Origin of the sequence: Streptomyces sp. NPDC014891 (assembly GCF_043081085.1) — a bacterium.
Taxonomy (GTDB): Bacteria; Actinomycetota; Actinomycetes; order Streptomycetales; family Streptomycetaceae; genus Streptomyces.
The window spans coordinates 726,339-748,484 of the sequence record NZ_JBIBWF010000001.1 but is presented as its reverse complement, the minus strand read 5'-3'; the positions used below and the strand labels follow the sequence as shown (position 1 = coordinate 748,484).

At 76.7% G+C, this 22,146-nt stretch carries 13 protein-coding genes; 7 read left to right on the top strand and 6 right to left on the bottom strand.

The window, feature by feature from the left end; all coding sequences use genetic code 11:
- Positions 1-166 precede the first annotated feature (166 nt).
- From ACF09E_RS03045 to ACF09E_RS03015, 7 genes are all read left to right on the top strand, one after another.
- A complete protein-coding gene (locus ACF09E_RS03045) occupies positions 167-2,455 on the top strand; it encodes a SpoIIE family protein phosphatase (protein ID WP_392203859.1) in 2,289 nt (762 codons plus the stop codon).
- A 64-nt stretch (positions 2,456-2,519) separates the two neighbouring features.
- The gene (locus tag ACF09E_RS03040) at positions 2,520-3,209 is read left to right on the top strand and encodes a transcriptional regulator (RefSeq protein ID WP_392203562.1); all 690 of its coding nucleotides are present in this window, start codon (positions 2,520-2,522) and stop codon (positions 3,207-3,209) included.
- A gap of 129 nt (positions 3,210-3,338) precedes the next feature.
- Positions 3,339-4,220 (top strand): hypothetical protein, encoded by an 882-nt coding sequence (locus tag ACF09E_RS03035; RefSeq protein WP_392203561.1) that lies wholly within the window; start codon positions 3,339-3,341, stop codon positions 4,218-4,220.
- 287 nt (positions 4,221-4,507) lie between these two features.
- Complete coding sequence (locus tag ACF09E_RS03030; RefSeq protein ID WP_392203560.1) at positions 4,508-7,831, top strand: type 2 lanthipeptide synthetase LanM family protein; 3,324 nt, start codon at positions 4,508-4,510, stop codon at positions 7,829-7,831.
- Positions 7,832-8,002: 171 nt separating this feature from the next.
- Complete coding sequence (locus ACF09E_RS03025) at positions 8,003-8,203, top strand: hypothetical protein (protein WP_361859865.1); 201 nt, start codon at positions 8,003-8,005, stop codon at positions 8,201-8,203.
- Between the two features lie 71 nt (positions 8,204-8,274).
- A complete protein-coding gene (locus ACF09E_RS03020) occupies positions 8,275-11,376 on the top strand; it encodes an AAA family ATPase (protein ID WP_392203559.1) in 3,102 nt (1,033 codons plus the stop codon).
- A gap of 234 nt (positions 11,377-11,610) precedes the next feature.
- Positions 11,611-13,506, top strand: coding sequence for a BTAD domain-containing putative transcriptional regulator (locus tag ACF09E_RS03015; protein ID WP_392203558.1), 1,896 nt, complete (start codon positions 11,611-11,613; stop codon positions 13,504-13,506).
- A gap of 66 nt (positions 13,507-13,572) precedes the next feature.
- Here the strand turns inward: ACF09E_RS03015 and ACF09E_RS03010 are convergent, their stop codons facing one another.
- From ACF09E_RS03010 to ACF09E_RS02985, 6 genes are all read right to left on the bottom strand, one after another.
- The gene (locus ACF09E_RS03010; protein WP_392203557.1) at positions 13,573-15,822 is read right to left on the bottom strand and encodes a prolyl oligopeptidase family protein; all 2,250 of its coding nucleotides are present in this window, start codon (positions 15,820-15,822) and stop codon (positions 13,573-13,575) included.
- Positions 15,819-17,366, bottom strand: a complete 1,548-nt coding sequence (locus ACF09E_RS03005; protein ID WP_392203556.1) for an MFS transporter — start codon at positions 17,364-17,366, stop codon at positions 15,819-15,821. Before ACF09E_RS03005 ends, ACF09E_RS03010 begins: the two co-directional genes overlap by 4 nt.
- Positions 17,363-18,295, bottom strand: a complete 933-nt coding sequence (locus tag ACF09E_RS03000; RefSeq protein WP_392203555.1) for a DUF6895 family protein — start codon at positions 18,293-18,295, stop codon at positions 17,363-17,365. The genes ACF09E_RS03005 and ACF09E_RS03000 overlap by 4 nt, the downstream gene beginning before the upstream one ends.
- A 2-nt stretch (positions 18,296-18,297) precedes the next feature.
- Entirely contained in the window at positions 18,298-19,446 is a 1,149-nt protein-coding gene (locus tag ACF09E_RS02995) for a radical SAM protein (RefSeq protein ID WP_392203858.1), read from the bottom strand.
- A gap of 86 nt (positions 19,447-19,532) precedes the next feature.
- Positions 19,533-20,543 carry a DUF6895 family protein gene (locus ACF09E_RS02990; RefSeq protein WP_392203554.1) on the bottom strand — a complete coding sequence of 337 codons (1,011 nt, stop codon included), beginning with the start codon at positions 20,541-20,543 and terminating at the stop codon, positions 19,533-19,535.
- On the bottom strand, positions 20,515-21,720 hold the full coding sequence (locus ACF09E_RS02985; protein WP_392203553.1) for a glycosyltransferase: 1,206 nt from the start codon (positions 21,718-21,720) through the stop codon (positions 20,515-20,517). Before ACF09E_RS02985 ends, ACF09E_RS02990 begins: the two co-directional genes overlap by 29 nt.
- Between the last annotated feature and the right edge of the window lie 426 nt (positions 21,721-22,146).

The window sequence follows — 22,146 nt, the reverse complement described above, 5'->3', positions numbered from 1 at the left end:
CGCGCCGCGCTCCGGCCCTCGACACGTGCCACACTCCTGCCCTCGACCCCCGCCGCGCTCCGGTCGCCGGTCCGTGTCGCGTCGCGCGGGCGAGCGCCTGGGACGGGTGAGGCTCGTGGGCGGGAGTGCGGGCAGCGGGCCGGAGGACGTCTTCGCCGACGGCCGGATGGCCGCCGTGCTCACCGGCCTCATGCGCGACACCGAGGCCTCGGTGGGGCTGGTCTACCTGCTGGTCCCGGGCGAGCGGATGCTGCGCCTCGTGCTCCTCTCGGGGCTCTCCCGGGAGATCGCCGCCCCCTGGGTGCGGATCCCCGCAGACTCCCCGATCCCGGTCGCCGACGCCATCCGGGAGCGGAGGACGGTGTGGCTGGGCGGCCGCGAGGAGGTCGCCCACCGCTATCCGCGGATCGGCATCGTGCTGCCCTACGACTTCATGCTGGCGGCCGCGCCCGTCGCCGACGACACGACCGTGTGGGGCGGTGTCGTCCTGCTCTGGCCGGTCTCGCACCCGCCGCAGCTGGACGCGCGGGAACACGCGACGCTCGACGCCCACTGCCGCCTGGCGGCCCGGCTGCTGCGCCGCGCCGCCGACCAGGATCCCCCGCCGCCCCACCCCGCCGAACCGCTGGTCGTCCACCCCGAGCGCCCCTCCGAGGCCGATCCCGCGCTCGCGGCGGCCGCCTTCGACCTGGCGGAGCGGCTGCCCGTGGGGTGCTGCGCCCTGGACCTCGACGGCCGCATCACCTTCATCAACACCGCCGCCGCCGAGCTGGTGAACGCCGGCGCGGCCGCGCTCCTCGGGAAACGGCCCTGGGAGACGCTGCTGTGGCTGAACGACCCCGCCTTCGAGGACCGCTACCGGGCGGCCGTCGTGACACGCCGGCCGACGTCCTTCGTCGTGGCGCGCCGACCGGAGCGGCCGCTGCTCTTCGAGCTCTATCCGGACGCGACCGGCATCAGCGTGCTCATCGTCCCCACCGCGGAGGAGGCCGCGCCGCCCGCCGGACCCCCGCCCGCCGAGGGCGACGTCCCCGGGCCCGAGCCCGGACCCGAGCCCGAGCCCGGCCCCGGCCCCCCGCCCGTCCCCGGATCGCCGACGGCGCCCCCGGCCGCGACGGCGCCGGACCCGGCACCCGCCGCCGGGCCGCGGGCCCCCGCCGACGCACCGCCCCTCCGGGGGGCCGCCGCCCGCCACGCGCCCGGCACCGTCCCGGTGCTCCCGACCCGGCCCGGCGAACCGGTCGGTGCCACCGCCGTGTACCAGCTGATGCATCTCGCGGCCTCCCTGGCGGAGGCGGCCGGTGTGCGCGACGTGGTCGAGCTGGTCGCCGACCAGATCGTGCCCGCGTTCGGTCCGGAGGGCCTCGTCGTGATGACCGCGGGCGAGGGGCGGCTCCGGGTCATCGGGCACCGCGGCTACAGCCGCGCGTTCGTCGACCGCTACGACGGCAAACCGCTCACCGCGCCGGTCGCCGACGCCCAGGTGCTCTCCACCGGAGTCCCGCTCTTCTTCCCCAGCTACGAGGAGCTCCGCCGCGCCCATCCGCACGCCCCGCGCTACGAGGGCCGCCACGCCTGGGCGTTCCTCCCGCTGATCGCCTCCGGCCGTCCCGTGGGCTCGCTGATCCTCTCGTACGCACAGCCGCGCCCCTTCCCCTCCGCGGAGCGCGCGCTGCTCACCTCGCTGGCCGGGCTCATCGCCCAGGCGCTGGACCGGGCCCGGCTGTACGACGCCCACCACTCCATGGCGCGCAGCCTCCAGACCGCGCTGCTGCCGCACAGCCTGGCCCCGCTGCCCGGACTGGACGTCGCCGCCCGCTACCTGCCGGCGGGCCACGGCATGGACATCGGCGGGGACTTCTACGACCTCGTCCGCGCGACCCCCGCCTCGGTGGTGGCCGTCATCGGGGACGTCCAGGGGCACAACACGACCGCCGCCGCGCTCATGGGACAGGTGCGGACCGCCGTCCACGCGCACGCGACGGCCGGGGCGTCGCCCGGCGACATCCTGGCGCGCACCAACCGGCTCCTCGACGACCTGGACGCGGACCGCTTCACCAGCTGCCTGGTCGCCGAGTTCGACCTCGCCCGGCACCGGCTGCGGCTGGCGAGCGCGGGCCATCCGCCGCCGCTGCTCCGCCGGGCCGACGGCGGTGCGGAGGTGCTCGCGGTCCCGCCGGGGCTCCTCCTCGGGATCGCGACCGACGTCACCTACGAGACGGTGGAGTTCCCCTGGGACCCGGGTTCCGTCCTCGCCCTGTACACCGACGGCCTCGTGGAGGCGCCGGGCCTGGACATCGGCACCGCGACGGCGGACCTGGCGGAGCGGCTCGGGGTGTCCTCCGCGCCCGATCTGGACCGCCTCGCCGACGAGTTGACCCTGCACGTCAGGGACGGCGCCCACCGCACCGACGACGTGGCCCTGCTCCTGGTGCGCAGGCCGCCGCCCGGCTGATCCGGCGAGGCCCGTCCCGTCCGGGCAGGTCCCCGCCCGGACCCGGCGACCTATGCTCTGACGTGTGGTGAACCCCAGCGATCTCCAGGACCCCTCGGCCGGCCCCGTCGTCTCCGCCCCCGAGCTGCTCGCGCTGCACGCGGTCCGGCTGAAGGGAGTGGCCGGCGACGCGGAGGCGGCGGCGCGCTACGGGCTCGACGCCGAGGTGGTGCGGGAGGCCCTGCTCGACCACGAGGCGAGGGGCTGGGTGACCCGGCGCGCGTTCGCGGGGACGCGGGGCTGGACCCTGACGGACTCCGGCCGGGTCGAAGGGGAGCGCCTGCTCGCGGGTGAGCTGGCGCGGGCCGGACTCGGCCCCTTCGTCCGGGAGCGCTACGAGACCTTCCTGGCCCACAACGCCCGCTGTCTCCGGGCCTGCACGGACTGGCAGGTGCGGGCGGACGGCACGGGACGGCTCGCGGTGAACGACCACGGGGACGCGGCCTGGGACGGGCGGGTGCTCGACGAACTCACCGCGCTGGGAAGGGTGATCGAGGGGCTGACGGAGGAGCTGGGGGCCCGGATCGACCGCTTCGCCGGGTACGGTCCCCGCTTCACGGGCGCGCTCGCGAGGGTCCGGCGCGGCGAGCTGTCCTGGGTCGACCGGGTCAAGGAGGACTCCTGCCACACGGTGTGGATGGAACTCCACGAGGACCTGCTGGCCACCCTCGGCATCGCGCGGGGCGAGGAGCCGGCGGTCCCCGCCGGGACCTGAGGGGACGCCGGGAGCCGCCGTTCCACGGGTGGGGCGACCCGGTGGAGCGGGCCCGTCCGGGATGCGGGAGGATGGGCGCCGGAGGGGATTTGAATGCGTTCAGAAACTGCGGGGTCCGGTCCGGCCGGGATGGGCGACAGATTCGGTGAGGTACTGCTGACCTCGATGGCCGTGCTGTTCGTCGAAGCGGTGGTCGCGGTACCGGCCCTCGTCGTCTGGGGCGACACCCAGGAGGCTCCAGGGCCGACGTACAACCCCCTGGGGATCCTGCTGCTGTCGGTGCTGTTCCCGCTCGGAGCCGGCGTGGGGGCCGCGTTGTCCCTCGGGCTCGTCATGCCGCTCCTGGCCGCTGCCGAGTGGCTCGGGCGGCGGACGTCCGCGGGCGACGTGTGGTGGTGGGTTCCGACACTGGCCGCCGCCGGTGCCGCCGTGCCGGTACTCGTCCTCGCCGTCCTGGCGGAGGCCGGTCCGGTGGCCGCCCTCGCCGGCTGGCTCGCGGCGGTCGCGGCGCTCACCGCCCCGGCCCTCGCCGCCCGCGTGATGCTGCTTCCGCGGCGCCCGCGCCTCTCGGTCCCGGCCATGTTCGGACGAGTGGCGCTGTACGGCACGCTCGCCGTGGTCACGGCCTTCACGCTCGCCGGGATCGCGCTGTACGCCGGCGTCGGATACGAGCCCCCGCGGCTGAGCGCCGCACGCGTGGCCGGCACCTGGTCCGACGGCAGGGGCGGGACGCTCACCCTCGCGGCGGACGGCAGGGCCACGACCACCCGCGTCGAGACCTTCGACCACGCCGCACCGTTCGAGCCGCGGGTGCGCCCGTGCACGGGCGCCGGCACGTGGACCTACGACCCGGGTACCGGGCCGGCGTCCCAGCGGGTCACGGTGTCCGTCGACGGCTGCACCATGGACGACTGGCTGGTATCGGGCGACGCCGAACGACCGAAGCTGTACGTCACCTACGGCGACCCCGACGAGGGCCACGCCTACATCCTGCTGCACGACGGCCGTTGAACCCACGGCACGGCGGTCGCCGAACCCACGGCACGGGGGAACGCCCCCGGCGCCTGCCCGATCGCCGCGCCGCCCGGGCCGCGCGTGGGTGCCCCACGCGGACGGTCCGCCCCCGCCGCGGCACCGCCCCCGGCCGGACGTCCCCCACGGACGGGGGCGCCGCCGACCGCCCGACCGCGCACCGGCGAAAACATGGGGGCTCGTTCCCCATGCCCCGCGGGCCCACCCCGTACGAGGATCGGCTCCGGCCCGGAGCACCCGCCCGGGAGGCGGTGCGAGGAGGAGCGGTGGCGGTGACAGCCGGGTACGAGTGGGCGGCGAACCCGCTGTCCGCGGTCGAGCGCTGGTGGGACGGCGGACTCGTCGGCGGCGACGCGGCCGAGGAGCGCCCCGACTGGGCCGAACTGGCCGAGGAGGCCGTGGCCGCCGCCCCGGCGACGGCCGTGGCCGATGCCCCCCGAGCCGCCCCCGCCGACGGTGACCTCGCGGCCGCCGGTCCGCCCGAGGGCCGCGCCCCCGCGAGCGACGGAGGCGGCCCGGCCGCCGCGCCGCCCGCCGGCCCCCTGCCCGGTCTCAGCGGGTTCGCCTGGGTCCTGCGGCCGTTCACCCGCTGCGCGGGGGACCGGCTGGAGCGGCGCCTGTCCCGCGGGGCGCGCGAACGCGTGGACCTGACCGCCGTACGCGACGACCTGGAGCGGCGGCTCGGCGGCAGACTGGCGCGGGCCGCGGCGCGTACCCTCGTCCTCGAACTCCACGAGGCGCGCGGCGCGGGACGCCTCGCGGGGGAGGACCCGCGGGCCCGGTTCCGGGACTTCCTGGCCCGCACCGCGTCCCGGCGCGGCCTCTCCGACCTGCTGGCCGGCCGCCCGGTCCTCGCCCGCATCCTCGGGCGCGCCGCGATCGACGCCGCGGACGCCGTGGCGGAGGCCCTGGAGCGGCTCGCGGACGACCGAGCCCTCCTGACGGCCTCCGGCCCCCTCGCCGGGGCCGGCGACCCGGGACCGCTCGTCGGCGTCGAACCGGGCGCCGGCGACGGACACCGGGGCGGGCGCAGCGTGATGCTGCTGCGCTTCGCCGACGGCACGCGGCTCGTCTACAAGCCGCGCCCCCTCGCCGTGCACCGCCGCTTCAACGCGCTCGTCGACCGGTTCAACGCGCTCCCCGGCACCGCGGACCTGCGCACCCTGCGGCTGCTCGACCGGGGCGCCTACGGATGGGTGGAGTTCGTCGCCGCACGCCCCTGCGACTCCGCGGCGGAGATCGAGACCTTCTACCGCCGCCAGGGCGCGCTGCTCGCCCTGCTCCACCTGCTCGACGGAACCGATCTGCACCACGAGAACCTGATCGCCGCCGGCGCCCACCCCGTACTCGTCGACGTGGAGACCCTGTTCCACCCGCCGCTGCCCGGCTCCGGCACCGCCGACCCGGCCGCCCGCGCGCTGCACGACTCGGTGTACCGCGTCGGGCTGCTCCCGCAGCTCCTGCTCGGCGACCACAGCGCCCTGGACGTGTCGGCCGTCGGCGGCGGCCGCGCGGGCGTCTCGCCCGTCGAGCGCGCCGACTTCGCCGACGCCGGCACCGACCGGATGCGACTCGTCCGAAGGCCCGGGACGTTCGGCGAGTCCGCCAACCTGCCCCGCGTCGCGGACGGCGGACCGGTCGACCCGGGCGCCCATGTCGACTCCCTCTGCGCCGGGTTCCGGGCCGCCTACACGGCCGTGGGCGCGGCCCGCGACGAACTGCTGCGCCCCGGCGGCCCGCTGCGGGCCTTCGCCGAGGACGAGGTGCGGGTGGTCCTCCGCCCCACGTGGGTGTACACGCTCCTGCTCGACGAGTCGACGCACCCCGACCTCCTGAAGGACGCGGACGCCCGGCAGCGGGTCCTGGAGACCCTGCGGACCGAGCAGTTCGGCCCCCTCCTCCCGTCCCGCGTGGTCGACGAGGAGATCGCCCAGCTGTGGTCGGGCGACGTGCCGCTGTTCACCGCGCGACCGGGCCGCGCCGGCCTCCGGGGCACGCCGGGACGGCCGCCGGTCGACCGGACGGACCCCCCGGGGATCGACCGCGTCGCCGCGCGACTGGGCGCCCTCGACACCGTCGACCGCCAGGACCAGGAGTGGATCGTGCGGGCCGCGATGGCGACGACCTCGCGGGTCCCCGCGCACCGGCCGGCCGCGGTCCGGCGCACCCGTACCGCGGGCCGCGCACCCGAGCCGGACCGGCTGCTCTCGGCGGCCCGGTCCGTCGGCGACCAGCTGGTCTCGCTCGCCTACCGCGAAGGACCGCGCAGCAACTGGATCGGCCTGGAACTCCTCGACGACCGCTACTGGCAGATCGGCCCGATGGCCGCCGACCTCGCCGGCGGCTACACCGGACCCGCCTTGTTCCTCGCCCAGTTGTCCGCGCTGACCGGCGCAGCACACTACGCCGAGGCGGCGCGTACGGCCCTGGCGCCGGTCCCCGGACTCCTCGACGTGCTGCGCGCCCGGCCGGAGGAGCTGGGCGCCGTCGGTTCCGGGGCTCTCTCAGGCCTCGGCGGCATCGCGTACGCCCTCGGCGAGACGGGGCGCCTGCTGGGCGATCCGGAGGTGGGCGACTGGGCGGAGGGAGCCCTGCGGTTGGCCGCCGCGGCGACCGCGACCGAAGCGGAGCACGGGGTGGGCTCGGGGCTCGCCGGCGGTCTCGCGGCACTGCTCTCCGCGTGCCGCCCGGCGCGCACCGACCGAGGGGCGGCGAACCGTGCGGGGGCGCGAGCCGGCACGGGTGACGGTGCCGACGCGTGGCTCGCGCGGGCCGCGCGGGCCTGCGCGGACCGGCTGCTGGCCGTCTGCTCCACCACCGGCCCGGCCGACTCCGGATCCGCCCCGCGCGGTCGGGGGTTCACACAGGGCGCCGCCGGCATCGGCTGGGTCCTCCTGCGGTACGCGGAGGCCGAGGCCGCCGCCGAGGAAGCGGCCCGGGCGGGGGCCGGCGCCGCAGGGCAGGACCGCACCGGCGCCGCAGCCCGCGCCCGGACCGCCGGCCCGGCCGCGGGAGGCGCGGGGCCGGAGGGCGCCGCGGGGGCCGGGCGTCCGGCCGCCGAGCGGTACCGGCTCGCGGGACTGTCCGCGCTCCGCGCCGCCGTCGGCGCCGACGGTCCGGGACGGGCGCCGGGGGAGGACGGAGACCGCAGGGGAGTCCCCGCCCCTCTCCCGGACGCCGGCCCCGCCACCGCCAGGGCTTCGGCCTGGTGCCGGGGGGACGCGGGCATCGCGCTCGCCGTGCTGGACGCCCCCGGAGCCCTGGCGGACCCGCGGCCGGCCGCCTGGGCCCGCGCGACCGCCGAGCGGCTGGGGCGGAGCGGCGCGGCGCCCGACGACAGCCTCTGCCACGGCGAGGCGGGCCTGTGCGAACTCCTCGGCCATCCGGCGCTCCCCGAGGGTCGGGCCCACTGGATCCGCCGCGCGGGGGCGCTCCTGGCGTCCGTGGAGGAGAGCGACGCCAGGAGCGGCGCCCCGGACGGAGTCCCGCATCCCGGTCTGCTGACCGGACTCGCGGGCATCGGCCACGGGCTCCTCCGGGCGGGCTTCCCGGAACGCGTACCGTCGCTCCTCCTCCTGCGGGGAACGTAGGGGACGGGAACCGGAAGCCCCACCGACCGCACCGACCGCTCCACCCGCATCACCAGCACCGACCGCTCCACCCCCACCGACTGCACCACCCGCACCGACCGCTCCACCCGCACCACCGGCACGACAGGGCACGACCACCACTCCCGCGGACACGAAGGACGAGTGAGGACCATGCAGATCAGTGACTCGGTGACGTACGTCAACGGCGGCGCCGGCGCGGAGGCCGCGGCCCAGGACGACCCGATCGGCGAGGTGACGCTCGTGACCGGTGGCCTGCTCGGGCGGCGCGGCCGCCTGCTCCGCACGGCCGATGTGGAAGCGGTCGCCTCGTGGGACATGCCCTACACCACCGGCACCATCACCGTGTCCTGACGCGCGAGCGGTGTGGGCCGGGAGCCTCCGGCCCACTGCCGTGCACGAAAAGGATCAAGTAGCCTGCGGACATGCGTGCGACGTCGTCGGTCATCGTGGGGCGGGACGCCGAGATCGGGTTACTGGACGAGGCCCTGGAGAGCGCCCGGAGGGGTGCCGGACGGGCCGTGTTCCTTGTCGGCGAGGCGGGGATCGGCAAGTCCAGGCTGGCCGGTGAGTGCGCTCTCCGCGCCTACGACCGCGCCATGCCGGTGCTCCGCGGGCGCGCCACCTCCACCGGACTCGTCGTCCCCTTCCGGCCCCTGGCCGAGGCGCTCTCCTCGAGCTTCCGGGCGGCCGGCGCACCGGACGACCCGGAACTCGACCCCTACCGGCCCGCCTTGGCCGGCCTCGTGCCGGAATGGCGGGCCGCGGCGGCGACGCCCGGCTACACGATCTCGCTCGTCGAGCTGGCCGAGGCGCTGCTCAGGCTGCTCGCCGTGCTGGGCCGCGAGCGCGGCTGCGTGATCCTCCTGGAGGACCTGCACGACTCCGACACGGAGACGATCGCGGTCGTCGAGTACGTCGCCGACAACGTGGCGGACCTCCCCGTCCTGCTGGTCGGGACGCTCCGGCCCGATCCCGGACCGGCGTCCGACCTCGCGCTCGCCGCCGAACTGCGCAACTCCGCCTCGGTGACGGAGCTGGAGCCCCTGGACGAGACCGCCGTACGCACCATGGTGGACGCGTGCCTGGACGCCGCCCCCGGCGAGGTGCCCCCGGCGGCGCACCGGCACCTCGCGCAGCGCGCCGGCGGGAACCCGTACCTGGTCGAGGTGCTGCTGGCCGACCTGCTGGACCTCGGGCGGCTGAGCCGGGCGGAGGGCGGATGGCTCCTCGCCGACCACGGCGAGGCGACGGTCCCCACGGGGGCGGTGCGCAGTTGGGCGCGCCGGCTCGCCCGGCTCGACGAGCCGGTGCGCGAACTCCTCCTGATCGCCGCGACGCTCGGCGGCCGGTTCTCGGTCGGCGCGCTGAGAGCGGTGACCGGACTGGACGACCGGGCCCTCTTCGCCCACCTGCGGTCCGCCTCCGAGGCCGGGATCATCGCCCCGGACGGAGCCGCCCACGACCACTACACCTTTCGCCACGTCCTGACCGCGGACGCGCTCAGGGCGTCCCTGCCGCCCGCAGAGCAGGCCGCGCTGGCGCGCCGCGCCGCCTCGGCGATCGAGGAGCACGCCGGGGCGTCGCTCACCGGCGGCGGCGCGGACGAGACGAGCGGGGAGCAGAGCCAGCTGGTGGCCACCCTGCGCCTCGCGGCCGGCGACAAGGTCGCGGCCTCCCGGCAGTTCGCCCAGGTCGGCCGCCAGATGCTCGACGCCGGGGCCTCGGGCTCCGCGGCCGTTCTCCTCGAACGGGCCCGGGGCCTCGCGGCCGAGGGGGAGCGGGACGAGGTGACCGTACAACTCGCCATCGCGCAGGCGGAGTCCGGGCGGGTCGACGAGGCGTCGGCGCTGCTCGACGACCTGGCCCCGGTGCCCGCCGGGTCCCCCGCGGCGGAGGAGCGGGCCCAGGCGCACACCCAGGTCGCCTGGGTGGCGACGATGGCCGAGCAGCAGCAGGAGGCCCGCCGCCGGATCCGGGCGGCCCGCGCCCTGCTCGGGGCCGACCCGCGCCCGGAGCAGGAGGCGGCGCTCGTGGTCGTCGAGGGCCATCTGGCCCTCCTCCCCGATCAGGAGGACCGGGACGGCGAGCCGGCCGGCCGGGACCCCGTCGACCCGGACCCCGCCGACCGCGACCCCGCCGACGGGGACCGCGGGCCCGGGGCCCGGGGGCGGGGCGGCCGGGACCGGCTGCGGCAGGCGGAACGTTCCGCCAGAAGTGCCGCGCTCACCGCCGAGCAGCGCGGCCGCCCCGTGGTGGCCTGCCAGGCGTGGCAGCTCCTCGCCCTGCTGTCCCGCCGGCGCGGCTTCGACGAGGCCGACGCCTGTCTGGTGCGGATGCTGGAGGTCGCCGAGAAGCACCGGCTCGCGGTGTCGCGGGCCGAGGCGCTGGTCCGGCTCGGGACCAACGCCTTCATGCGGACCGGCGAGGCCACCCAGCTGGAGACCGCCCGGGCCGCCGCACACGAACTCGGCTCCCTCACCGTGCTCCAGACCGTCGACGGACTGCTCGCCATGCAGAGCGTCCTCGCCGGCCGGTGGGACCGGGCACGTGAGATCGTCGACCGCTCCGTGGAGGCCAGCGCGCGCCTCCAGAACCACTCGGCCCACCGCTACCTGCTCCTCGTCGACGCCACGCTCGCCGCCCACCGGGGCCGGGCCCGGGAACAGGAGCGCGCCCTTGCCCGGTTCCGCCGGGCGGGAGGCGAGGAGTCCATGCTCGTACCGCTGCAGCGCGGACTCTGCCAGGCCGTCGGGGCGCTCATGGCGGAGGACCGCGGGCGGGCCACGGCCGAGCTGGACACGGCACGCGCCTGGGAGCGGGAGCACCCGAGCTTCTTCTACCTCAGCGGCCGGTACGGACTCCGCCCCCTGCTGCGGATCCTCGACGGCGACGGCCCCGACGGCGGGGACGGCGGCCGCGAGGCGTACCGGGAGGCGCTCGCCTCGCCGGGCGGCCAGCTGGCGTGGAACCGGTTGTTCCTCGGGATGGCGGACGCGGTCCTGCGCGGCAGGTCAGGGGATCCGGCCGGCGCCCGCCGGGCGGTCGAGGAGACCGGCCGTGCGGCGGCGGTGTTCCCGCAGGCCTGGCACCTCGCCCTCCGGCTGGTCGCCGAGGCCGCGCTCGCGGACGCCTGGGGCGAACCGGTCGCCTGGCTGCGGACCGCGGAGGAGTACTTCCACGAGGCCGGCGTCCCACCGGTGGCCGGGGCCTGCCGGGCACTGCTGCGGCAGGCCGGCGTCAGCGTGCCGCAGCGCCGGGGCGGCCGCGAGCGGATCCCCGCGGAGCTGCGCACCGCCGGCGTCACACCGCGCGAGTACGAGGTGTTCGTGCTGCTCTTGGAGCGCCCGGGGAACCTGCAGATCGCCCAGCGGCTGTGCATCTCGCCCCGGACGGTGGAGAAGCACATGGCGAGCCTCATGGCCAAGACCGGCTGCGTCGACCGCTCGGCGCTGTGCGCCCTGTCGGCGGAGCGGGCGGAGGACGGAGGGGCCGCGGCGCTCGCCGTCCACCGGCCCACGGTCTGACCGGAACGGCCGCGCGACGCCCGCGTCTCCGGGCGGTGCACGACCGGGGCCCGCGACGTGGGGGCGCGGCGGACCCGGGATGGGGGGAGTTCCGGCAGACATGGGGGTCGCGTCCCCCAGGACGCGGCCGGGGACGGTGCGACTGTGCGGGTCCGGTACCGATGTATGAAGGTTCCGCGCGCCGGATCATCGAGCAGACCGACCAACTCCCGTCACCATACGGAGGTTCGCTCGATGCCGAGTCCGTCCGCGCAGCCCGCCGCCTCACCCGGCGCACTCCGGTTCACCGTCCTCGGCCCGCTCGCGGTCCATCGGGACGGCCGGGAACTGCCCCTCGGCCCGTTGAAGCAGCGCATGGTGCTGGCGACCCTGCTCGCCGCCGCCAACGCGCCCGTCTCCGTCGACGCGTTGACCGAGGCGGTCTGGCCGGACGAGCCCCCGCGGACCGCCCGCAAGAACATCCAGGTGTACGTGAGCGCCCTGCGCGCCCTGTTCTGCCCGGGCGCAGGGGACACGGGCGACCGGCCGCGGCTCACCCACACGTGCGGGGGCTACGTCCTGCGCGCGGCGGAGGACGAGCTCGACCTCCTGGAATTCCGCTCCCTGGTCCGGGCGGCCGAGGGCCGGCCTCCCCGGGAGGCCGCGCAGCTGCTGGGACGGGCCCTCGGCCTGTGGCGGGGCGCCCCGCTCGGGGACGACCTCCGGCAGTCGCCCGCCCTGGCCGAGGAGGCCGAGCGTCTGCGGCTGCGCCACGTGGCGGCCTACGAGAGCTGGGCGGAGGCCGAACTGGAGCTCGGTGGCGCACCGGCCGTGGTCGAGGGGCTGCGCGATCTGGTGGAGCGCCACCCGCTGCGGGAACGGCTCCGCTCGGCCTGGATGCGCGCACTCAGCGGCACGGGCCGCCGGCCCGAGGCGCTCGCCGTCTACGACGACTACCGCCAGCTGCTGGCACGGGAGTTGGGGCTGGAGCCCAGTGGAGCCATGACCGCCCGCTACCGGGCCGTCCTCGCCGGCGACACCCGGTCGGGCGCGGGCGCCGGCGCCCCGCCGAGCGGCGGAAGACCCGCCGCACCACCCGTACCGGCGGTGCTGCTGCCGCCCGACCTGGTCGACTTCACGGGACACGGCCAGGAACTCCACGACGTCCTCGACCTGCTGGAGGACGGCGACGCCCCGGCCACGGCCGGCCCGGGCGGCACCGGCCGGAGAGGCGGCGCGGCGGGGGACACGGGCGGGGTCGTGCTGCTGTCGGGCCCCGCCGGCTCGGGGAAGACCGCGCTGGCGGTGCGGGCCGCCCACCTCCTCGCCGCCCGGTTCCCCGAGGGCCGCCTCTGCGTCCCCCTCCGGGACGCGGACGGCGCCGCACGCCCCCTCTCCGCCGTCCTCGCGGAGCTCGGCGAGCGGACGGGGCGGACCGCTGCGCCGAGCCCCGAGGCCTGGCGGGAGTGGCTGGCCCGCCACCGCGTCCTGGTGATCCTGGACGACGTGCCCGAGGAGCGTGCCGTGCGCGCGCTGCTCCCGTGCGGCGGACGCGGCAGGGTCCTGCTCACCGCCCGCGGCCAACTCGGCGGACTGGCACCGGTCCACCGGATCACCGTCCCCCCGCTCGACACGGCCGACGCCGTGCAGCTGCTCACCGGGCTCGTCGGCCCGCGGCGGGTCCGGGCCGACCGGGAGGCGGCGCTGCGGATCGTCCGCGCGTGCGGCGGGTCGCCGCTGGCGGTCCGGGTCAGCGGCATGCGGCTCGCGGTGCTCCGCCACGTCCCGCTGCGGGAGTTCGCCGACCGGCTGACCGATCCCGCGGGGGCCCTGGACGAGCTGACCGCGGGGGACGTCTCCGTGCGGCAGCGGCTCGCCCACGGCTGGGAGGCGCTCCCGGAGGACCGCGGCCGGGACGCCGGCCGGCTGGCCGCGGGCACCGGGGACGGTCCGTTCGGCCTGACGGAGGCGGCGGAGGCACTCGGCTGCGACGAACGGCACGCGGTGCGGGTGGTGGAGGCGCTCATCGACGCCGGCATGGTCACGTCGCCGGGCGGCGAGGTCACCGCACACGCGGTGCAGTACGACATGCCGCACCTGATCCGGCTCTACGCCCGCGGCGTCGGCCACGGGACACCGGTGCTCACCTAGGGGGTGTCGATCCCGCACCCGGGCGGTCGCGACGGCGGGGCCCGGAGCGGGCCCCGCCGTCGCCGGTCACCGGGGCCCGGCACCCGCCCGCGGGGCCGGGAGGCCCACGTGGGACGCGAGGAAGGCCAGGCACTCCGCCTGGAGCGCCGCCGCGCGGGACGCGGCCCGGTCGCCGTGGCCGACGCCCTGTTCGAGCCGGAGCAGCACCGGGCCCGGGCCCGAGGTGGCGTGCTGGAGCGCGGCGCACATCTTGCGTGCGTGCAGGGGGTCGGTCCGGGTGTCACCGTCCGCGGCGGTCAGGAGCACCGCCGGGTACGCGGTCCCCGGCGCGACCCGGTGGTACGGCGAGTAGCCGAGCAGCACCGGCAGCCCCTCCGGGTCCTGCGCGCTGCCGTACTCGGGCCTCCAGCTGGGGCCGAGGCCGGACCGTTCGTAGCGGACCATGTCCAGGAGCGGCGAGGAGCAGACCACGGCGGCGTACTTCCCCGGTTCCTGGGTGAGCGCCGCGCCGACCAGCAGCCCGCCGTTGGAGCCTCCCATGATCGCGATACGGCCGGGCTCGGTCCAGCCCTCCTCGACGAGCCGGTCGGCCGCCGCGGAGAAGTCGTCGAAGGTGTTCTGCTTGTGCGCGCCGCTCCCGGCCCGGTGCCACGCCTCCCCCTCCTCGCCGCCGCCGCGCAGCCCCGCCCAGGCGAACACCCCGCCCGCCCGGACCCAGGCGAGGACCTGTGCGCGGTAGCGGGGCGACATCGTGCGGCCGAAGCCGCCGTACCCGGTGAGCAGCGCCGGGCGCGGCCGGTCCGGGCGTCCGGCGGGGGAGATCACGAACATCCGCACGGTCGTTCCGTCGTGCGAGGGGAACGCGACCTGACGCGTGACGGCCCCGACCGCCGCCGACCCGCCGGCCGCGGTCACCGGGGCCGGACGGGAGGCCCGGCCGGCCCGGGCACCGTCCGGGTCCCAGCGGGTCAGGCGGTGCGTCCGCGCGTCGAAGTGGAGGATCTGCACGGGGGTGACGAAGTCCGTGTACGCGAACCAGGCCTCGTGGCCGTCGGCCGAGGCGGAGAAGTCGCCGACCGCGCCGGTGCCGGGGAGCGGCACGGTGGCGACCGGCCGGCCCTCGGCCAGGTCGTGGAGCGTCACCTCGGCCACGGTGTCGCGGGTCCAGGCGACGAGTCCCAGCGGGTGCGCGAGTGCGGGGCCGGAGAGCACCGTCAGATGGGTCAGCACCGCGTCCGGCCGCTCGGGGACGACCTCCTCCCAGGCGTCGGGGCCGCGTTCGAGGGCGTCGGGCCGGCACGCGACGACCCGGCCGCGCTCCGCGCCGCGGTCGGTCCGCAGCCACATCCGGTCCGCCGGCCCGGTGCCGGGCACGGCGTGCAGCCGGGTGGCGGCGCCCCTGCCCTCCTGGACGGGCCGGAGCAGCGGGCGGTCCGGCGGCGCGGCGGACAGGTCGGCCACGTGGACGTCCGTCCCGCGGCCGGTCCCGAGGGTGGCCGTGATGCCGAGCCAGTGTCCGTCCCCCGTCACGGAGACGGCGTAGAACTCGGTCTTGTCCCGCCCCTCGCCGAAGACCACGGTGTCCGTCTCCGGGGACGTGCCGAGCCGGTGCAGACAGACCCGGCGGTGGTAGCGCTCCTCGCCGGGGTGCAGCCGGGGGTCGAGCCGGCGGACGTAGTAGAAGGCGCGTCCGCCGGGCAGCCAGCCGACCGACGACTTCCGCACCCGGTCCAGCGGTCCGTCCACGACCTCCCCCGTGGCCACGTCGACCACCCGCAGCAGGGAGTCCTCCGTGCCGTCCCGCGACACCTGATAGGCCAGCAGGTCGCCCTCCACGGAGGGCTCCCAGGCGTCGAGCACGGTGCGGCCGGTCGGATCGAGCGCGCCGGGGTCGAGCAGCACCCGCCCGGCGGCGGCCGGGGGAAGGGCGGTCGCCGGGTCGGGACCGGTGGGGGCGCCCGCCCCGGCCCCACTCCCCCCCGCCGTGGTCTCGGCCACCATCAGCACCGGATGCTCCTGGCCCGGCTCCTGCCGCAGCCAGAAGACCCTGCCGCCGCGGACCTCGGGCGTCCGGATCCGGACGCCGGCGCCGAGCGCGGCGACCTCCGCCTCCCACCGCTCCAGACCGGGCCAGGCCGCCCGCTCCACCGCGTACAGGGCGTCCTGCTCGGCGCTCCAGCGGCGGGTCGCGGCGCTGTCGGCCTCCTCCAGCCACCGGTACGGGTCGGGGACGCGCACCCCGTGCAGCTCCTCGACGACGTCCTGCCGCTCCGCCTGCGGGTACGGGTGCCGTGTCGGTCGGGCGTCGGTGGTCACTCCGGTCTCCCTCGTTCGTCGTCGTGCGGACCGCGGCCGCGCGGTCCGGCCGCGGCGGTGGCGTCGACCGTGAGCGCGTCGGCCCCGTCCGGTGCCGGCTCCGCCTCGTCCCCCTGCTTCCCGGCGGCGCCCGGAGCGACGTCCGCGCCGTCCCCTGCGGCGCCCGGAGCGACGTCCGCGCCGTCCCCAGGGGACTCACCGGCGTCCTTCGCCGCCGTCCCCGTCCCCGTCCCCGGCAGCGCGAGCCACGCGAAGACGCCCGACAGGACGACGACGAGTCCGGACACCGCGAAGATCGTGTCGATGGGGCCGAACCGGACCCCGGCGACCGAGCCCGCGACGTCGGTGAGCACCGAACCGGCGAGCCAGCCGGACAGGACGGCGGCCAGCATCGACGCCAGCTTCGTGACCGGGTAGAACACGGCCATCACCCGCCCCCGGAGGTCCGGGGGCGCCGCCGCGAGCAGCAGCGGTGCCATCGCGGTGTTGAGGACGGTCAGCGGGACCGTGAAGACGAAGAGCAGCGCGATGCCGCCCAGGAAGGTGGTCTGCCGCGAGTACGCGATCAGCAGCACGCCGCTGACCAGCAGGCTGATCCAGGTGCTCCGGCGCGCCCCGAGCCACTGCACGACCCGGCCCCCGCTCAGCGCGCCGGTGATGCCGCCGATGCCCATCGCCATGCCGATGTAGCCGTAGAGGTGGGCGTCGGCGTCGAGGTTGTCGGTGGTGAAGAAGACGTTCAGGGTGCTGAGCGCCCCGAGCCCGAACTGCCCGATGACGGCGAGCAGGAGGAGCACGACCAGGAAGCGGCTGCGGGCGAAGAAGCGCACGCCGTCGGCGAACTCGCCGCGCAGGCTGGGCCGGCGGCGCGCCGGTGCCGGGCCGCTCGCGGCGGCCCCGGAGGCGGAGGCCGCGCGGCCGGCCGTGGCGGGCGGGACCTCGATGGACCGGATCGCGACGTACGACACGGCGTACGTCACCGCGTTGAACAGCAGGGCCCACTGGATGCCCGCGGCGAACAGCAGCGGCGCGGCGAGCGGGGGGCCGATGATCCAGGCGGTCTCGCCGGTGGCCTGTCCGATGCCGGCGGCGCGGGCGCGGTCGGCGTCCCCCTTCACCAGGTCGGCGAGGATCGCGAAGCGGGCCGGCGAGAAGAACTGGCCGGAGGCGTGCAGCAGGAGCACCGTCGCGTAGACGAGGGCGAGCCACACGCCCACCGGGAGCGCGTCGGTCGGCAGCAGGGAGACGAGGGTCAGCACCACCACGAGCGCCCCGCGCACCACCTCGGTGCGCAGGAGCGTGGCCAGCTTGTCCCAGCGGTCGACGAACACGCCCGCGAGCGGGCCGATGCCGAGGACGGCGACGCTCGACGCCATGAGCACGCCGCTGACCGCGAGCGGCGCCCAGGCCTCGTCCTTCGCCAGGACCGTCGCCACCCACAGGACCAGCGTCGTGCTGAAGACGGCGTCCCCGACGGAGGAGACGGCCTGGCCGAACCAGAGGCGCGTGTAGTCGCGGTTGATCAGGGTGAGGCGCGGCGTCATGGGAGCCTCCTCGGCGACGTGACGACGGACGCCATGAGGGCCGTCACCAGGGTGGTGTGGTACGCGCTCCGGAAGAACGCGCCCGCCGGGGCGCCGGGTTCGGCCGCGCGCGCGGGCGACCTCCCGGGCAGCGCCCCGTCGGGTCGCTGGGCGTGCGCGAGGCACTCCACCGCCGCGGCTCCGGAGGGCGTGCGCAGGGGGTCCTCCCCGAGGACGAACTGGGTGAGGACGAGCTCCGCCGCCAGGTCCCAGAGGTCCTCCGCGACGCAGTGGCCCAGCATCGCGTGCGTCAGGGAGCGGGCGTGGTCGAGGTCGGCGCCGGAGAGCCCGGGGTCGACGCGGCCGAAGTCGCCGAGGTAGAAGGCGGTGTGCGTGAGGGCGTACGCCTGCGGGACGGTGAGCGGCGCGGCCGGGACCCCCGGGGCCGAGGGGGCGGCGGCCCGGAAGGCGACCAGCGGGCTCCGCGGGAGCAGCTCCGCGTACGGCTCGATGCCGTGCCGGAGCCCCGCCTTGTCGGCGTAGTACCGGACCTCGGCGCGCAGGTACGGCGACTTGCCCTCCGGGCTGAGGAAGCCGGGGTCGAGCGCCGCGAGGGCCTGGCGGCAGGGGGTGGTGTCGATGCCGTCGGGCGCGAGCGCGGCGTAGACAAGCCGGTACGTGGAGGTGTACGCCGGGCTGTCCTCGAAGAGCCGGGGGAAGTCCGGGTCCTGCCAGAGCTTGCGGACGAGCGCGGTCGCCGGGGCCAGCGGATCCGGGGCGTCGCCGGGCCGCCCGGCCCGGTGGCAGAGCAGGCCCAGCTCCAGCGCCGCCTTGGCCCTCGCGTGGTGCGTCGAGGGGACGGTAGCCCGGAACGGGTCGAAGTGGTCGAGGTTCCCGACCAGCCAGTCCAGCGTGCCGGCGGCGAGCTGCTCCAGTGCTGAGGGCAGCATGGCTACAGGCGCCCCGTCTCGTGCAGGTGGTCCAGCAGGGCGGTGTCGACCGTGTCGCGGAACCTGGCGAGGGTACGGGCGTCCTCGTCGTAGCTGTAGAGGTCCTGGCAGGCGATCCACCGGTCGCCGGTGCCCGCGCCGGGCCGGTAGCCGTCGGTGACCGTGCCGACCTCCCAGTCGGGTTTGCCGGCGGTCTCCCAGCAACTGGCCAGGGTCCCGTCCGCGCTCACCACCGCGCCGTAGCGCCCGTCGGCGTGGCCGCAGGTGACGCAGGTCTTCCGGCCGCCGGGGCGGTTCACGGCGAAGCCCAGTGCGAGGGCCCTGCGCTGCCAGCGGGTGAAGGCCGCGGAGAGTTCCCCGTTGTGCAGGAGGCTGTTCGCGTAGCCGACGCCGACATCGCCGATCCGGGCGAAGTACAGGGTGCAGCGCGCCGGGTCGAGCGCGGCGCCGAGCCGGTCGATCAGGGCGTCGACGCCGTGGAAGGTCTCCTGGGAGACGTTGACCCGCAGGGTCCAGCGGAGCGGTGTGGCCTCGGAGGCCTTCACGATGTTCCGGACGATCTTGTCGAAGGTGCCGCTGCCGTCCGCCCGGCCGACCCTGATCCGGTCGTGGTCGTCGCGGTCGCCGTCGAAGGTGACCTGGACGGAGGTCAGGCCCCGGTCGTGGAGCCGGCGGGCCAGGGACGGGGTGAGCAGGGTGGCGTTCGAGATCATCCAGGCGGAGGTGGGGGCGAGGTCCGCGGCCCGCTCCAGGAGTTCGAGGCAGCCGCGCGGATTGAGCAGGGGCTCGCCGCCGAACAGCAGGATCCGGAGCTTCTCCAGGCCGGCCTCGGCCATCCGCTCCCCGGTGAACCCGAGGATCGAGGTGATGGTCTCCGAGGTGAGCCGGGTCCGGGCGATCCGGGGCGGCCGGCTGCCGCCCGCCAGGTCCTGGGCGGTGTTCTGGAAGCAGTAGCCGCAGCCCAGGTTGCAGTGGGTGCTGGTGAGGACGGTGAGGGCGTAGGAGCGGATCGCGACCGGGGTGAACATCCCGCTCGCCCGCAGCCGCCGCTCGGCCTCGGGGCGCAGGCCGCCGTCGGGCGTGACGTGGCGGTCGGCGAGCCGGGCGACGCCGCCCGGGCCGAGGAACCACCAGGTGCGGTCGCCGCGCAGGAGGCGCGCTCCGGAGGAGGCGAGGTCGGTGCCGGGCGCCGGGGCGGAGTCCGCCGCCCGTGCCGTGACCGTCGACTGGTCGATGCTCACCGCGTCGCCTCCCGTACCGCCGTCGCCGCGGGGGCGCCCGAGCCGGCCGGGCTTCCCACACCGCCGGCCGCGGGGCCGCGGAGGGCGGCGGCGGGCCGGCCGCTCCCGACGACCAGCGTGGTGAGCGCGGTGACCAGGGTCGCCTGGTACGACTTCCGGAAGTACTGCACGGGCGTCGCGTCCGCCGGGGCGCGCCGGACGACGGACTTGCCGGGGATCGCCCCGTCCGGCGCCTGCACCTCGGCGAGCATGCGGATGCCGGCCGCCCCCGAGGGCGTGCCGAGGGGGTCCGCGCCCAGGCAGTACTGCGCGAGGACCAGCTTGCCGACGAGGTCCCACTCGCCGAGGCCCAGGCAGTGGTGTGTCAGCCGCTCCACGACCTGGAGGGCCTGCTCGCGGGCCTCGTCGCCGAGGCCCGCGTCCCGCAGGCCGAAGTCGGTGAGGTAGAAGACGGTGTGGGTGACCACGCAGGCGTCCAGGTCGGCCACGGGAAGGGTGGCGGCCCGGGCCGTCAGGCTGGCCGCGTACAGCTCCGCGTAGGAGGCGAACGCGTGCTCCGCGCCCGCGAGATCGGCGTAGAACCGGGCCTCCAGGTGGAGGTACGGAGCCTTCCGCCCGGCTGCGAGGTAGCCGTCGCGCGCCAGCCGGGCCAGGACGGCGCGCCGGGCCTCGGCGGCGGTCCCCGCGGGGACGAGCGCCGCGTACATCAGCTCGAACTGCCGCGCGTACCGCGCGTCGAGGGTGAGGAGCCGCGGGAAGTCCGGCCGCTGGAAGGCCCGTTCGACGATCGCGGTGGTCTCCCGCAGGGCGGTCTCGTCCGGTGCGGAATCGTTCCAGTAGCGGCGGAGCAGCGCCAGCTGCAGGAGCGCCTTGACGCGCGGGGTCACCGGCAGCTCCGCGTGGCCGGCGGGGGAGTCCAGGTACCCCGCGTGCCGGGCTATCCAGTGCCGCGCGCCCATGGACAGGCTCGCCACGGCCTCATCGAGGCCGACTGATCGCGTACTCATGGTTCTCCTTCGGGATCGCGGATGCCTGAGCCACCCGCTCGACGATGTCGGCCGCGCGGGCCGCGCCGTCCGCCGCGGCCAGCCTGTCGCCGAGCGCTCGGGCTCGGGTCCGCAGTCCTTCGTCGCGCGCCGCCGACTCCAGCAGCGCCGACAGGTCCACGGACGGGTTCTGCGGGTCGCGCACGGCCACGCCGGCCCGCACGCAGGCGCCGGTCAGCAGTGGCTGTTCGGAGCCGTTGGGGGAGAGCGCGAGGGGGCGGCCCCGCAGCAGGGCCGACAGGACCGGTGCCGACGTGCCGTTGGCCAGCACCAGGTCGGCCGCGTCGACGAGGGGTCCCATCCACGGCTTCCGTACGAGCAGGATGTCGGCGTCCGGAGCGGGCGCGGGGTCGGTCGACCGGCCCTGCTCGACCACCGCCCGGAAGGGGCCGCCGGTGAAGGCCTCGTTGAGCCGAGGCCACAGCGTCCGGCCGCCGAAGAAGCGGCCCAGGTGCACGTAGACGACGGGCCGGCCACCGCCGGACCGCGCCAGGTGCTCCTCGACCGTCTCCACCTCGCCGGGACCCGGCGCGGGCTCCCAGGCCAGGGGCCCCACGTGGTGGACCCGGTCGGGCAGTTCGGCCCCCGGGTACTCCAGCTCCGGATCGCCGCGGAGCAGGAGCGCGTCACCGAGGAGCGGATCGTCCCCCCAGCGGGAGGACCGCCCGGACAGTCCGGTCTCCTCCCGCACGGCGGCGTGGAGCTCCAGGCTGTCCCGCGTCCGGCTCTCCCGGGTCCTGCCGAGGGACGGCTCCCCCTCGCCGCCGCGCCGGTAGTCCCACAGGTGGACCGAGAGCCCGACCACGACCACCGGGATGTCCAGGGTCTCGGCGGCGAGCAGGGCGCCGTTGCACAGCACCGAGGTCACGAGGGCGTCGGCCCGCGCGGCGCGGGCCGCGCGCAGGACCGCCCGGTACTGGGCGGCGCCGGTACGGCCCCACCACGTGGCGGAGAAGGCCCGGTGGCCGCCGAAGTCCTCGGCCGTCGCGCAGGGAAGTCCGGCCTCGGCCACGACGGGCCCGGCGGAGGACCGGGCGAGCACACCGACGTCATGGCCGCGGCGGCGCAGCTCGCGGCCGGCCGCGAGCGCCGGGTAGAGGTAGCCGCCGTCGCTGAGCGGGCAGAGCAGGATCTTCACGACGTGCGCGCTCCCTCGGGATCGGGCGGGCGAGTGGCCGCGGGCCCCCCGGTTCCTGGCGTGATCCGCCGAGAACCGGGTGGCCCGCGAGGTACTCAGGGCGAGACGCGTCGCGTCAGGAGATGTCGCTGGAGTTGTTGATGATGCAGCCGGCCTCGTCCTCCTCGGCCTCCCCGTGCGCCACGACCTCGATGTCCTCGTCCTCGACCGGCTTCGGGTTCGTGTTCTCGGGCATGTTCGTCCTCCTCGTTTGGCGGCGTCGCTGCGCCGGCTGGGAAAAACGTACGAACGACGGGTATGGGAACGCCTGGTCGGCGGTTGGACGCCGGTATACGCCGACGACGCGGCCCCGGCACGCCCCCGCGGCGGGCGCCGAGGCCCCCGTCAGGCCGCCGCACCGGGACGCCCGCGGCCCGTCAGCCCCCT

Excerpts from the sequence above, each read along its gene's own strand:
- ACF09E_RS03045 (WP_392203859.1), top strand. The coding sequence starts at position 167 with ATGGCCGCCGTGCTCACCGGCCTCATGCGCGACACCGAGGCCTCGGTG.
- ACF09E_RS03035 (WP_392203561.1), top strand. The coding sequence starts at position 3,339 with ATGGGCGACAGATTCGGTGAGGTACTGCTGACCTCGATGGCCGTGCTG.
- ACF09E_RS03025 (WP_361859865.1), top strand. The coding sequence starts at position 8,003 with ATGCAGATCAGTGACTCGGTGACGTACGTCAACGGCGGCGCCGGCGCG.
- ACF09E_RS03020 (WP_392203559.1), top strand. The coding sequence starts at position 8,275 with ATGCGTGCGACGTCGTCGGTCATCGTGGGGCGGGACGCCGAGATCGGG.
- ACF09E_RS03015 (WP_392203558.1), top strand. The coding sequence starts at position 11,611 with ATGCCGAGTCCGTCCGCGCAGCCCGCCGCCTCACCCGGCGCACTCCGG.
- ACF09E_RS03005 (WP_392203556.1), bottom strand. The coding sequence starts at position 17,366 with ATGACGCCGCGCCTCACCCTGATCAACCGCGACTACACGCGCCTCTGG.
- ACF09E_RS03000 (WP_392203555.1), bottom strand. The coding sequence starts at position 18,295 with ATGCTGCCCTCAGCACTGGAGCAGCTCGCCGCCGGCACGCTGGACTGG.
- ACF09E_RS02990 (WP_392203554.1), bottom strand. The coding sequence starts at position 20,543 with ATGAGTACGCGATCAGTCGGCCTCGATGAGGCCGTGGCGAGCCTGTCC.